This window comes from Aliiglaciecola litoralis (genome assembly GCF_039523355.1).
In the GTDB taxonomy this organism is placed as follows: domain Bacteria; phylum Pseudomonadota; class Gammaproteobacteria; order Enterobacterales; family Alteromonadaceae; genus Aliiglaciecola; species Aliiglaciecola litoralis.
The window spans coordinates 197,948-211,895 of record NZ_BAAAFD010000008.1 but is presented as its reverse complement, the minus strand read 5'-3'; the positions used below and the strand labels follow the sequence as shown (position 1 = coordinate 211,895).

Genomic DNA, 13,948 nt, shown 5'->3' with positions numbered 1-13,948 from the left:
TACTTGCTAACTATTAATTAAGATGGAAAAGGAATACAAAAAGCTATGCTTATCCCTCTTGTCTGCGGATCAAACTCTTAATTAAATAGCGGTTGGGATTTAACGCAGCCAACAATTGGTTATCCAACGGCAAAGCCTCTTGCACTATTTGGCTTGCGACTATCTCTGCCATCAAAGGCGCTGTGGTTAATCCTCTGGAGCCTAACCCTGCCAAAATATACAAACCATTAAGATCTTTGGCCTGCTCGTATTTATCTATTGGCAGCGCTTTATACAAGTCTTTAAATTGGGCTGTTTGCACTTCGGTGTCAAACAATGCACCCGCCACCGGTAAATGATCTGGTAATGAACAACGGATCGCGGCACGACCTGAATTATTACCCGCTAATTCTGCTGCCCATTCGGTTTTTGATAAGGCCTTTTGGTGAGTCTGTAAGTTGCTTTGCTGTTCTTGTTTTCGGTAGGCTCGGCTGGTGTCTGATTTCACGTAGGTTGAACCCAACGCATGTTGTCCATTGAACGCTGGCGTAAGATAGCCCTTATGACACAATACGGTTTTAAGCTGATCCAGTGGTGGTTGGCTGGGTAAAGACTCTACTTGTCCTCGCACTAAGTTAAAGGGTAGGTGCTGACATTGTTCAAATTGCAGGGTATCTGCACCTGTGGCAAATACTACGGCGTCAACTTGAGCCGTTGCGGTGGCATAGTCAACTTGCCAGCCACTGTTGGTGGGCTGCACTTTTTGCACATGGGCATTAAGCACAAGCTGACAGTCGCCCGTTCTTTGCGCGTAAGCGATGGTTGCTTCGACCAGCTCTGGTGGCGATATCCAGCCCCCTTTAGCAATGAGTAAGCCGTCGTAGGGCAGGGGAATACCAGCAATCTGAGTGGCGTCGTTGGGCGAAATCGGCTCTATCAAGGAATTAGGCCAAATCGCGCTACTGACTAAATTGGATTGACGCAGCGCTACTGCGTCGTTGAAAGCCAGTTGGATCACGCCACACCATTGATGACTAAAGTTAAATCCTTGCGCTAAAATTTGCTGGTAACGTCGCTGGGCGAAACCAAAAGACAGTGCTTGCAGCCGACTGGCAATGTTTGCTTGGGCATTTAACTGTGGATAAAAGCCTCCTTGTGGATTCCCCGACGCCCCTTTAGCTAACTCATTGTCTTTACATATTACGCTGACCTTGACGCCCTTTTGCACCAATGACAAGGCGAGATTGGCTGCCGCAATGCCGCCTCCTATGACCGCAACGTGTGGCGCTCGTTGCGGATCAGCTAAATTCAATCCATTGCGCTGGAAGTATCTTTGGGTGGAACGCGTGGTTGGAATATCGGCTATTTCGCCTGCCAACATTTCTCGTTTGCGCCCAAAGCCTTTTACTTTTCGAACATTGAAGCCAGCCTCTTTGAGACCTCGTTTGACCGCGCCAGCGGCGGTGAAGGTTGCAAAGGTAGCGTTGGGTTTACTTAATCTTGCAAGTTGATGAAACAACTGCGCTGTCCACATATGAGGGTTTTTGCTCGGGGCAAAGCCGTCTAAATACCACGCATCAATAAGCCCATTAGGCTGATTGTGAAGTTCAGCAAAAACCGCTGTTGCCTCGCCCATGTGTAAATCAAGTATGACTCTGCCTTGCTCAAAGACTAATCGATGACCTCCGGCTAATACGTCTGGATATGACTCGACCAGCGGGTGCGCAAATTCAGCTAATGATGGCCACGCGGCTAAAGCACGTTCTAGATCATCACGAGTTAAGGGGAATTTTTCGGTGCTGATAAAATGCAAACGTGCTTGGCAAGACGGCTGAGCGCTAAATTGCTGCCAAGTGGCAAGAAAATTTAAGCCAGTGCCAAAGCCCGTTTCACCAATGGTAAAGACGTGCTGCTTGTGAGATGTCCATCTTTGCGGTAAGTGATTTTGTTGCAAGAACACATACTGAGTTTCTGCCAAACCATTGTGATTCGAGAAATACACATCATCAAAGTCTACTGCAACTGGTGTACCTTGCTCGTTGTAATTAATGTTTGCGGGTTTGATTGTCAAGATGTCACCTGTTAAAAGAGCCTTAGTAGCGAAATTAGCTCAAAAGCTATTATTATATATTGACGGTCAAAGCGTATTTAATCTGAACTCTAGGATAATACGTGCCCCTCAATAACGCTCTTTTTACGCTTGTCTACGTTGAGTTTTCTAGCAATAGGCTGGCTATTAAATACGAAAACTCGCTTTGTTAAAGGCAAAAATTGCATCATTGAGGCATGTTTTAGAAGCTTTGTTTTTACTTATCCTCACTAACACTTTGATATAGTTACGTAATATTTATTTTCACGACACATCTTATCCCTCGGTTCAGGTTAACCAGTCAAACCTCGCATCGCGTCCGGAATAGGTCTAGACTGAACTAAATCTCGGCTGCGAAAGTCTGAAGCATTGATTAAATTCATACGTATTATCCCATTTCGCAGAAGAGCAGACCAGTTTAGTCTGCAAAATCATTACTATAGGCGGCAAAATTGTTCTACCTAGAAATTACAAAAGGTGAAATATGAGAAGAGCAGTCATAACAGGAATTGGCATCGTATCGAGTATCGGCAATAACGCCGAAGAAGTGCTAGATTCACTCAAACACGGGCGTTCAGGCATTACTTTTTCAGAAGAGTTCGCCGAGATGGGCCTACGCAGTCAGGTTTGGGGTAAAGTCGATGTTGATTTCAAAGATCATATCGATCGTAAACAACTTCGTTTTATGGGCGATGCGCCTGCCTATGCTTACATTGCTATGCAACAGGCAGTTGCTGATTCTGGATTAAGCGATGATCAAGTTTCAAATATTCGTACTGGGATCATTGCTGGCTCAGGTGGCGCTTCATCTAAGAGTCAAGTCGATGCTGCGGATATTTTACGTGAGAAAGGCGTCAAGCGAGTTGGCCCTTACATGGTGACCAAATCAATGGCTAGCACGGTTTCGGCCTGTCTTGCCACACCGTTTAAAATCAAAGGGATCAATTATTCAATCGCGTCTGCTTGTGCCACTAGTGCGCATTGTATTGGTAATGCGTTGGAATTGATCCAGTTAAACAAACAAGATGTGGTGTTTGCCGGCGGCGGTGAAGAGCTGCATTGGACATTATCTGTCCAGTTTGATGCCATGGGCGCATTGTCGTCAAAATACAATGACAATCCAAGTGTAGCCTCGCGTACCTATGATGCTGACCGTGATGGCTTTGTTAGCTCTGGCGGAGGCGGTATGGTCGTGGTAGAAGAGTTAGAACATGCTCTTGCTCGTGGCGCGAAAATCTATGCCGAAGTGGTAGGCTACGGTGCAACTTCAGATGGTGTTGATATGGTTGCACCTTCAGGCGAAGGAGCCGTGCGTTGCATGAAAATGGCGATGGAAGGGGTTGACTCTAAAATTGATTACCTCAATACCCATGGTACTTCTACTCCGGTAGGTGATGTCAAAGAATTGGCCGCTATCCAAGAAGTCTTTGGCAATGATGGTCCGGCGATTAGCTCGACCAAATCGATGACTGGCCACGCTCTTGGAGCCGCTGGTGTTAATGAAGCTATCTACAGTATTTTAATGATGGAAAACGACTTTATAGCGCCTTCTATTAATATCGATAACTTAGATGAAGCTGCAGCTGGCTTAGACGTCGTGACCGAACCTCGTGCCGCAAAACTGAATACCATCATGTCCAATAGCTTTGGTTTTGGTGGTACTAATGCCACTTTAGTACTTAAAAAGTATGAGGCATAACGCATCCATCTGAAGTTAAGAGTCACCTAACCTTTAGGTGAATGTTATCTTTAGTTAGCGTTTATTTACCTGTTAGAAAGTGAGGCCCTAGTGCCTCACTTTTTCATTACTACTGCATGGATTCTCTGCTGCGGTTAAATATCCCACAACTAATTTTACCTCAATGGGTGCGGTTCTTGGTTTTTTGACTTACTGTTATTGCTTCAAGCCTATTATTTTAATTTAACCGATGTGTTCTATTTAAAATCAGGTTAGTGAGCAAAAATGAGTTGGGAGAAGCTACATGACGATCGCTGTAAAAGATACCGTGAGTGAACGAGAGTGGCAGATGCGCGTTGATTTGGCCGCGTGTTATCGGATAGTTGCATATTATGGTTGGGACGACTTGATTTTCACCCACATCTCCGCACGGGTGCCTGGCCCGGAACATCATTTTTTAATTAACCCCTACGGTATGATGTTTGATGAAATCACCGCTTCAAACTTAGTGAAAGTTGATTTACACGGTAATATTGTCATGGATACCGAATTCAACATTAACCCAGCGGGGTTCACTATCCACAGTGCCGTTCACGAAGCGCGAGATGATGCCATCTGTGTGATGCATCTGCATACGACCGCAGGGGTTGCCATATCCACTTTAAAAGATGGACTGCAAGCCTACAGCCAGCAATCACTATTTGCGTTATCGTCTATGTCTTATCATGACTATGAGGGCGTAGCGTTAAATCCAGATGAAAAAATCAGATTGGTGAATGATTTATCTGATAAGCAATTCATGATCTTGCGTAATCATGGATTATTGACTTGTGCTAGCACTGTTGCTGATGCTTTCTTGCAGATGTTTTTACTGCAACGTTCGTGCGAAATTCAATTGCAAGCGCAAGCGACCGGACAACCTATGATCATGATCGCCGATGAAATATTGAATGGAATTCAAGCACAGGCCAAGCAAGTTACCCGTGCCGCTGGAGGCAAGCTTGCTTGGCCTGGGATTTTACGAAAACTGGATCGTGTTAATCCCGGTTACCAACTATAACAACTCTTAGTTTTCGGGAAGGTGCCGTTGAATGAGTTCTTGATGCAGCGTAATGTGCGATGCCGTTGATGTGAGGTCATACTTATTTAATTTGTATAACATCGACTTATCGATACGGTGTTTACGTAAAAATATTGCAGTTTCTTGCGGTTGAATTCGGCCTGTTTTAAACAACTGACGGTAAAATGCATATGCCCTAGCCTGAAAGAAAATATCAGCCAGTGGCGTAGTGTGATCTGCGTATCCTAGTAAATAGGGCAGGGGGTCAAAATATTCAAAGCCAATATCCTCTAAAATATGTGGCTTGAGGATTTCCTCTAACGATAATACATCCCTTAATAGATCACTGGAAAAATGATAATTTTCGATAACAGAAAGTTTATCTGAGTTGTCTTCACGCACATCTTTAAAAAGAAATAATTGCTCTTCCAGCAACTTCTTTAATTCTACGTTAACCAGGTTAATCAACAAGAACAGCGGAATGATGTTAATCCCTGCCAACACGTAGGTCATCCACTTGTCTTGTAAATCAGCCGGTTCTTCTACCACTAATGATGCAATTGCCCCGGATGTTAAGCGCCCGTATTGGCGCATTCTAGCGACTAATGGTCGCAAAGATACGTGAGTGTTACTGTGCAGGATTTCACTGATGAATCGTGGGATCAACCAGATAAATAACGAATAACCTAACTTTTTCAGTATGGCTCTGACATCATTAGTTTGGGGCAAGTTAAGTATCGGTTGAAACTCTGGATTATTCGCAAATCGTTTAATCTGTGCGACTAGCCAAGGGATAGCCTCGATTTTCTGAAATACCGCATCATTAAATTCGTTATCTTTGCCAAAACTGATGAGAATGGGCTGTAAATCTTTGAATTGTGAGCAAGTAGCAAGTAAGTCATCCTCATTTTCCAAACGGTCATTGATGCGTTTGGCAAGCAAGGTATCTAATTTCGATTTATAACCTGGGTCTGCGTAGCCAGCACATACTTGGGCTAAGCGTTGTTGTTGAGTCACCTCACTTTCTAACAAGATACGAGACACACTGATCGTTTCCGATGCCTTTTGCTCTTCTACGACAGGATTGCTCTCTATCGTATAGAACAACTTTTCGTAATCACCGCCAATCAAGTACAGATAGAAACGTCGTTCTAATTCGCTTAAAATAATCGCGTCGTTGTGCAATTCAGATTCAGTATGGGTATCCATTAACGCTAATCGCCCTCTTCATAAATGTGCTTTTGGCAAACTCTTTTAGTTGATAGGCAAAAAGATAACGCAAATAAAGCACAGATCCTAAATTAAATTTAAAAATGGACTAGAGTAAATGCTTTTCACTGAGTATAACTATCAACAGTTGAACAAAGAGAACACTACCACATGCACCTGCTAGCTTGGTTGAATATTACTAAGGTCATTCTTGCTCCTTCTACTTACGAGTACTCATGAATATTTTATACGAAGATTCGATGCCTTATGCGCAACACTATTTCCCGAAACTAGGCAACGCCCGCGCGTTTTCTAGCCATAAAATTGTTGCTGATGATCTACAGGACATCGATGTGCTGTTAGTTAGGTCAACCACAAAAGTAAATGAAGCTTTATTAAGTAAAGCGAACAAGTTGGTCTTCGTAGGCACCGCAACCGCAGGCTCTGACCACCTTGATAAAGGTTACTTAGATGCTCGGTTCATTCCATGGACGAGCGCCGCAGGTTGTAATGCCATTGCGGTAGCGGAATATGTATTGAGTTGTTTGATGCTTAGGTACGCAAACGAGCTCGACAAGTTAGTAAATAGCACCGTAGGTATCGTTGGGGCCGGTCACGTGGGTACTGCGCTCAATAAGCGCTTAACCGCCCTGGGAATTCAAACCAAGTTGTGCGATCCACCACTACAACAACAAGGTGACCCTCGTGAATTTGTATCTTTGGAACAGATTTGTCGCTGTGATGTAATCAGTCTTCATGTGCCTTTTGTTGATAATGGTCCCCATCCAACGCAACATATGTTCGACAGTGAAAGGCTTGCCATGCTTGGGCCTGAACAACTGCTTATTAATGCCTGTCGTGGTGAAGTTATTGACAATCAAGCGTTGTATCATTGTATCCAACAGGGACGCAGTCCTACCATCATGATGGATGTTTGGGAAAATGAGCCAAACATTTTATTTGATTTAATTCCATTGGTCGATGTGGCCACTGCGCATATTGCGGGACATTCATTGGAAGGTAAGGCCAGAGGAACCTTCATGCTTTACCAGCATTTATGTCAGCATTTTGGTTTAGAGGAGACGTTGACCTTTGCGAGTTGCTTACCCCATGCTACGGCATTGCAGTTCGATCATCTGCATCGACTATCCCCTATGGAGCAGGTAAGAGAGGCTATTTTTGCAACCTATAACGTTGCGCAAGACAGTATGCTATTCAAACAACAGGTGAACAGCGCGGACGCCTTTGTTTATAGCCGAAAACACTATGCTATTCGAAGAGAATTTGCTTCAGTTCCTTTAATTACTGGAAATTTTAATCCAACCGAGGCACTCTATCGCCTTGGTTTCAGGGCGTCGGAGGGATGCCCCGCCAAATAGTTAAAAGTGGGCATATACGGTTATCTAAAGTGTGATTTAACACCTTAATGTATAGCCATATTGCAATATTATTGAATGATTTTGGAGTGAAACGTTAATGTCTCGTGCTTTTGATGTTGCTGTCCTTGGGGCAACAGGTTTGGTTGGCCAGAATATGATTGAAATTCTTGAAGAAAGAGGATTTCCGGTAAACACACTTTATCCACTGGCAAGCAGTCGCTCCGCTGGGGGCAAGGTCACTTTTAAGGGCAAAGAATTGACGGTGTTAGATGCAGACACCTTTGATTGGTCAAAAGTGCAATTGGGTTTCTTCTCCGCCGGTGGCAGCGTTTCCGAAAAGTATGCCCCGTTAGCTGCAGACGCCGGTTGCGTGGTGATCGACAATACTTCGCAATTTCGCTACGAGCCTGATATTCCGTTAGTGGTTCCCGAGGTCAACGCGCATGCCTTGGCTGATTTTAGAAATCGCAACATAATTGCTAATCCAAATTGTTCAACCATTCAGATGATGGTGGCACTAAAGCCTATCCAAGATGCAGTGGGAATTGCACGAATTAATGTATCTACTTATCAATCGGTGTCAGGTGCTGGCAAGTCAGCCATGGAAGAATTGGCTAGACAAACCACGGATTTACTCAGTGGTCGTGAAATCAAACCCAAAGCATTTAATCGTCAAATTGCTTTCAATGCTATCCCGCAAATTGACGTATTCATGGATAATGATTACACCAAAGAAGAAATGAAGATGGTCTGGGAGACTCGCAAGATAATGGGCGATGAAACTATTTTGGTGAATGCTACTGCGGTCCGTGTACCGGTATTTTTCGGGCACGGAGAAGCGATTCATCTCGAGACGCATTCCCCAATTGATGCAGAAGATGTTAAACAGTTATTGTCGGCTGCGCCGGGTGTCACTTTGATGGAGAACCGAGAAGATTTCCCAACTCAGGTGGGTAACGCCAGTGGTACTGACGAAGTCTATGTTGGGCGCGTACGTAATGACATATCCCATCCAAACGGGATTAACATGTGGGTGGTGTCAGACAATGTACGCAAAGGTGCAGCGACCAATAGTGTGCAAATAGCTGAAGTGCTGATCCGCGACTATATGTAAGCTTGTTGGCAAGGAAATTCCCATCCAAGTAATAAAAAGCCAAATATATCAAGATGTTTGGCTTTTTTTATACGCTTAATTTTCCCGTTCGGCTGCCGATAATGTAGTATTGATATGGTTGTAGATCATAATTCTGTTTGGGTTTATATTTAAAGTCTCTGTAGACTTTGTTCCTAGTATTGGTTGGAATGAGTTTTGCAGTGCCTTTATTTGTCATGTTGTTGTCCGCAATCGCTAAGCAAACCAGATTGTGGCATTCAATCTCAAGACACGTGGCCTAGTCGGGGTCAAAATAATAATTATTCTTAAAGGGCGATAAGATAATCAAATGAATGTGCGACAAGGTGTTTTTTTACTCATTGCCTGTATAGGATTCTGGTCAATCAGCGCCAGCCTTGACGCACAGCAAGTGCAGATCCGAGGGCCGAAAACTGGTAGTAGCGAGCTGTCTGGGACTACTTACGGCCCAATTACGCCCGAAGATACCTTGTGGCGTATTGCAAATCGCTATCGACAGAATAAGAACTTGTCGGTCTATCAGGTTATGCAAGCCATATATGATCTCAACCCTGATGCCTTTGAAGATCAGAATTTTAACCATATCAAAGACGGGGCTATTCTTAATCTCCCTTCAGAGCGTTATGTCGCTCGAATTGATCCAAAGCAAGCACAGTTAAAAGCGGAGCAAGATGACAACAGTTGGCAGGCTTTTACCAAAGGCGAAACTAAAACGCTAGTCGTCGCTAAACCCAGTTCTACCGTCAGTAAAGAAGATTTATCCGAAACTAAGCAAGGGATTGAGCAGAAAATCACCGACTTGGATGCGGAACAGAATCGCCAGTTTATGGCAATCCGGCAGCAATTTGCCGAATCTATCGATGGCGTTCAATCGTTATTGAATGAGAATCGCAAATTAGTCGAACGTTTAGATGTGGTCGACCAAGAAATTGGCAGCTTACGTGGTCGTGTAGATGAAGAGCTGCAAGTGCAAATGGATCAAATGCTGGCACTTCAAAACGAATTGTTAGCAATTTCCAGAGAAGCTGAAATGCAGCGCGTGGCTGAAGCTAAGAAAAGTAGTTTCGATTGGCTAACCGATCCAATATTCCTCATTTTCCTATCCATATTGCTGGTTATAAGTGTGCTGGGTGCCTTTGCCATGTGGATGATTAAACGTAATCGCAGTCCTATCTCCTCAGATGAACCTGCCATGGATGCCGCTAGTGCTGCCATTATACAGCAAAGCGACGAGATGGATGATCTTGCCGATGCACTGGCAAACGAATTAAGTGATGACATCGGCAATGACCAAGATGACGATTTATTTGGCGATGAAGACCTACTCGATGATGTGCTCTCTGAAGAATTGGAAGAGTCACTCGATTCTGCCATTGATGAAGAGTTCGACTCTTTTGATGATCTAGATGATGACAGTCTCGACCCAATCATTGATGAGGCAGGTGAATCATTAGAAGACGATGGATTATTAGATCAAGATGATCTAGATAACTTATTCGACGAAGATGACGACGATCTACTCGCAGAGATTGACGGTGGCTCTGATGTCATTGAAGAAGCTCCTAATGATGCCTTAGAAGACGAAACAGTTGATCAATCGGATGATGACTTAAACAGTTTGCTTGATGAAGAAGTAGATAATTTACTTGAAGGTGAAATAGACGATCTCATTGCTGAAGACGGTGATGACCTCGACGATGGCTTTGAGCTGTCAGAAACCGATCTCGAGCAGTCTTTCGATATAGATCTTGATGAAGATACAGAGAATCCTGAAGTTGCTGCGGAACCACAAGAATTTTTAGAGAATTCAGAACCGCTTGAGGAAGCTGAGCAACCAGAGCCTGAACCAACTCCGGAACCAGTCGCTGACCCCGTAATTGATGATGAGCCCGACAAGCCAGAAATCAGTATCGACGAGTTGTTAGAGCAGCCTGAAGTTGAAATTCCTGATTCAATTATCGCCGATAACTCAGACGTAATGAACGAAGAGATGTTGCAAAATATCGATAAGGAAATCGCTAGTCAAAACCAACAAATTGATGGTCTTGCCGATGAACTTTTGAACGAAATCGAACAGCTAGAACAAATGGGCGGGATGCTGGACGAGTTTGGCGCTGATGGCGAAGACGAACCACAAAGCAATGAAAGTCAAATGGGAATTCAGGCTCTTGATGCATTGTCAGAAGATATAGATGAAGACTTATCAGATGAAAATACTGAAATTGACGATCTCGACAGCCTGTTAGCCCCTGATTTGGCAGGCGAGGATTCAACCACTGAAGAGACAAATGAAGCAGCGGATATCGATGACATTGATAACCTGTTAGAGCAAAACCAAGAGGCTGACAGTGGCTTATCTGAGCAAGTCGAAGATGAGACCGCAGATATCGATGATATTGATAGTCTGTTAGAGCAAAACCAAGAGGCTGACAGTGGCTCATCTGAGCAAGTCGAAGATGAGACCGCAGATATTGATGATATTGATAGTCTGTTAGAGCAAAACCAAGAGGCTGACAGTGGCTCATCTGAGCAAGTCGAAGATGAGACCGCAGATATTGATGATATTGATAGCCTGTTAGAGCAAAACCAAGAGGCTGACAGTGGCTTATCTGAGCAAGTCGAAGATGAGACCGCAGATATTGATGATATTGATAGTCTGTTAGAGCAAAACCAAGAGGCTGACAGTGGCTTATCTGAGCAAGTCGAAGATGAGACCGCGGATATTGATGATATTGATAGCCTGTTAGAGCAAAACCAAGAGGCTGACAGTGGCCCTACAACCGACGACTCTGATGATGTACAAGGCCAACAAGACGATCAGCAAGAGGATATGTCGGCCCAACCAAGCATTTCCAACGAGACCGTTGAGTCTTTATCAGCAGATGAGTTACTTGCAGAGCTAGAAAATGGCAACCTTGAAGAGCCTAAAGAGACGGGGGCGCACGACGCTGAGGAAGCCGAAAAAGTCGAAAGTGCCGAGGAAGATGGCTCACCCGCTGTCGATGAACAATCCATTAGCGAGTTTGAAACGTTAGATCTTAATTCGCCAATGCCAGGCGAAATAGAACAACAAGTAGAGCCTAGCGATGCGCTTGATGCTGATATTGAAGAGCTTGATAAAGCGTTACAAGAATTTGAACAAGATGTCACTGATCCAACACTTGCGTTTGACGCTAACCTCGATGAGCAAATCGATGAACAAGTCGATGAAGCTGAGAACCCTGTTGATGAACTTACCTCAGATGACGAGTTAGATAAAAATCTGTCCGAAATGGAAGGGGATATTCCCAGTATTGGTGATTTGGATAGTTTATCGGGCGATGATGACAACGAATTTGACGATGCAGATCTAGATGAAGCACTTAAGGCATTTGACGAGCAGCTAGACCCAGACGAATTGGAAAATAAAGCCAGCAAACCCACTGAGTCAGTTGATTCTGATGTGGAATTAGACGATCTGCCTGGACTCGGAGATTGGTTATCTTCCGAAGAAGCAGAAGAAGATACGTCTATAGATGAGTTGGAAAAGACCAGTTTTGACGAGCTTTTAGATAGCATTGACGAACCTGACGATACAGTCGAAGAAGAACTTGCTAAAGAGCTTGATGAGACAGGTTTGGATTTTAATGCACTGCTTAATGAACCCAGTGATAGCAAGGATGATACCGAAAACGAAGATGATTTTTTAGATGTTGATGATCTGATCAATGAAAGTATGGATGCCGAAGATAGTCCTGAGCTAGATAAAGAATTAAATCTAGATGCCGCATTGGAATCTTATGCCGGTATTGGTGATGCAGAGCCCATTGATGTTGATGGCGATAACGGTGTTGGCGCCAAACTGGATTTAGCCCAAGCATACATTGAAACCGATGACATAGAAGCAGCCACCGAATTGCTTGAAGAAATTATCAGTTCAGGTGATGAGGCTCAGCAACAAGAAGCTAAAGAGTTACTAGTATCACTAAAATCATAAGCACTTAGCTAGCAACACCATTAGACGGCTCATCGTTTGAATCTTGTCTAGTGGTGTTGACCCAGTTCAATACCGCATTAATAAATATTAACCTACGGTCACTCAAACCACCGAAATACAATGGTATCGCTGCGCTTACGCAAACCTTTTCCTGCCAATCTAACCACCTACAAATTCCCACCTCAACACCGCAAAACCAATGATATTTAACAAGGACACCCACCCGTATTTAACAAGGACACCCACTCGTATTTAACAAGGACACCCACTCGTATTTAACAAGGACACCCACCCGTATTTAACAAGGACACCCACTCGTATTTAACAAGAACACCCACTCGTATTTAACAAGGACACCCACTCGCGTATTTAACAAGGACACCCACTTGTATTTAACAAGGACACCCACTCGTATTTAACAAGGACACCCACTCGTATTTAACAAAGGCACTCATTCGAAATTAAAAATGGCATCAATTTATGGCCAAAGAATTTATCAGAACACAAAAGAATCGCAGGTCAACGCTAAAGGCACTGAAAGTCAGCAACTTACTCGACTAATACTGTGTTTGACTATAAAAAGTACTGGTTTTAAAAGTGGGTGTCCATGTTAATCATCTCTGTGTTTGACTACAAAGAGTATTGATTTTTTGGGCTTTAAAAGTGGGTGTCCATATTAATCATGTTATGTTAATAGTGTTTCATTAATAACAAAAAAACAGGTGAGCTAAGGTTTTGCATTAATATAGGGGATTTTCCCTATCTTTCTTGCTTTTATTCAAGGCTAATCTACTCATTGATAAAAGTAGCTGAGGTTAGGTTAAGAGCCTCTGATTGGTTTTTAAATAGTTCAGTGCTAAGTATCAGATTTTATTGACGAATAAGAGAACGGACTCTACATTTAAAGACTAATTCTAATTGTTTAAATTGTTGTCGGTATGACTGTGAAGCCATAAAGTCCAATAATGGTGCATTAATATGAGTGGATTAAAACATCTTTTATATACCAGCGTAGCGAAGAAAGAGCTTGAACAGCACGAACTTGAAGGATTGCTAGCACAATCTCGAGCGAATAATGCCCAAGCTGATGTTACGGGACTGTTGCTCTATCGAAACGGATGTTTTATGCAGGTTTTAGAGGGCCCAGAAAGTAAAGTTGATACTTTATACGCCTCAATAAGCGCCGATACTCGTCATAAAAATGTTTTTTTGCTTTACGAGAGTGCTATTTCTGAGCGAGATTTTGCGCAATGGTCGATGGCATTTAATGGTAATGAAAGTGAGAAGGTAGAGGGGCTATCCGACTTTTTACACCCGTTCAGATCGCAGGATGAAAAACGGATATCTGAAGGTGCAATCAAGCAATTATTAAAAAGATTTCGGCAGATTAATAAACGTTAGTAGCAATTAAGTCGCTGAATAAATTTTACGTTAAACTAGTAAAGG

8 protein-coding genes are annotated in these 13,948 nt (G+C 43.4%); 6 read left to right on the top strand and 2 right to left on the bottom strand.

Features of this window, described 5'->3' with window-relative positions:
• Positions 1–49 precede the first annotated feature (49 nt).
• Positions 50–2,050 (bottom strand): bifunctional tRNA (5-methylaminomethyl-2-thiouridine)(34)-methyltransferase MnmC2/FAD-dependent 5-carboxymethylaminomethyl-2-thiouridine(34) oxidoreductase MnmC1, encoded by a 2,001-nt coding sequence (gene mnmC / locus ABD036_RS14165; protein ID WP_343861008.1) that lies wholly within the window; start codon positions 2,048–2,050, stop codon positions 50–52.
• Positions 2,051–2,552: 502 nt separating this feature from the next.
• On the opposite strand from mnmC, the gene fabB reads away from it, so the two are divergent.
• Both fabB and ABD036_RS14155 read left to right on the top strand, forming a co-directional pair.
• Positions 2,553–3,767, top strand: coding sequence for a beta-ketoacyl-ACP synthase I (gene fabB / locus ABD036_RS14160; protein ID WP_343861006.1), 1,215 nt, complete (start codon positions 2,553–2,555; stop codon positions 3,765–3,767).
• Positions 3,768–4,050: 283 nt separating this feature from the next.
• Entirely contained in the window at positions 4,051–4,806 is a 756-nt protein-coding gene (locus ABD036_RS14155) for a class II aldolase/adducin family protein (protein ID WP_343861005.1), read from the top strand.
• A gap of 6 nt (positions 4,807–4,812) precedes the next feature.
• Here the strand turns inward: ABD036_RS14155 and ABD036_RS14150 are convergent, their stop codons facing one another.
• The gene (locus ABD036_RS14150; RefSeq protein WP_343861003.1) at positions 4,813–6,015 is read right to left on the bottom strand and encodes a hypothetical protein; all 1,203 of its coding nucleotides are present in this window, start codon (positions 6,013–6,015) and stop codon (positions 4,813–4,815) included.
• A gap of 236 nt (positions 6,016–6,251) precedes the next feature.
• On the opposite strand from ABD036_RS14150, the gene ABD036_RS14145 reads away from it, so the two are divergent.
• The 4 genes from ABD036_RS14145 (at position 6,252) to ABD036_RS14130 (ending at position 13,903) form a co-directional block, all read left to right on the top strand.
• Positions 6,252–7,394: a 4-phosphoerythronate dehydrogenase gene (locus ABD036_RS14145; RefSeq protein ID WP_343861001.1), complete on the top strand. Its 1,143-nt coding sequence runs from the start codon at positions 6,252–6,254 to the stop codon at positions 7,392–7,394.
• A 97-nt stretch (positions 7,395–7,491) separates the two neighbouring features.
• A complete protein-coding gene (locus tag ABD036_RS14140) occupies positions 7,492–8,508 on the top strand; it encodes an aspartate-semialdehyde dehydrogenase (RefSeq protein WP_343860999.1) in 1,017 nt (338 codons plus the stop codon).
• A 328-nt stretch (positions 8,509–8,836) separates the two neighbouring features.
• Positions 8,837–12,502, top strand: coding sequence for a FimV/HubP family polar landmark protein (locus ABD036_RS14135; RefSeq protein WP_343860997.1), 3,666 nt, complete (start codon positions 8,837–8,839; stop codon positions 12,500–12,502).
• A 978-nt stretch (positions 12,503–13,480) separates the two neighbouring features.
• Complete coding sequence (locus ABD036_RS14130; protein ID WP_343860995.1) at positions 13,481–13,903, top strand: BLUF domain-containing protein; 423 nt, start codon at positions 13,481–13,483, stop codon at positions 13,901–13,903.
• Positions 13,904–13,948 lie beyond the last annotated feature (45 nt).

Coding starts and splice junctions, on each gene's coding strand:
- ABD036_RS14130 (WP_343860995.1), top strand. CDS start 13,481: ATGAGTGGATTAAAACATCTTTTATATACCAGCGTAGCGAAGAAAGAG.
- ABD036_RS14155 (WP_343861005.1), top strand. CDS start 4,051: ATGACGATCGCTGTAAAAGATACCGTGAGTGAACGAGAGTGGCAGATG.
- ABD036_RS14145 (WP_343861001.1), top strand. CDS start 6,252: ATGAATATTTTATACGAAGATTCGATGCCTTATGCGCAACACTATTTC.
- ABD036_RS14150 (WP_343861003.1), bottom strand. CDS start 6,015: ATGGATACCCATACTGAATCTGAATTGCACAACGACGCGATTATTTTA.
- ABD036_RS14135 (WP_343860997.1), top strand. CDS start 8,837: ATGAATGTGCGACAAGGTGTTTTTTTACTCATTGCCTGTATAGGATTC.
- ABD036_RS14140 (WP_343860999.1), top strand. CDS start 7,492: ATGTCTCGTGCTTTTGATGTTGCTGTCCTTGGGGCAACAGGTTTGGTT.
- fabB (WP_343861006.1), top strand. CDS start 2,553: ATGAGAAGAGCAGTCATAACAGGAATTGGCATCGTATCGAGTATCGGC.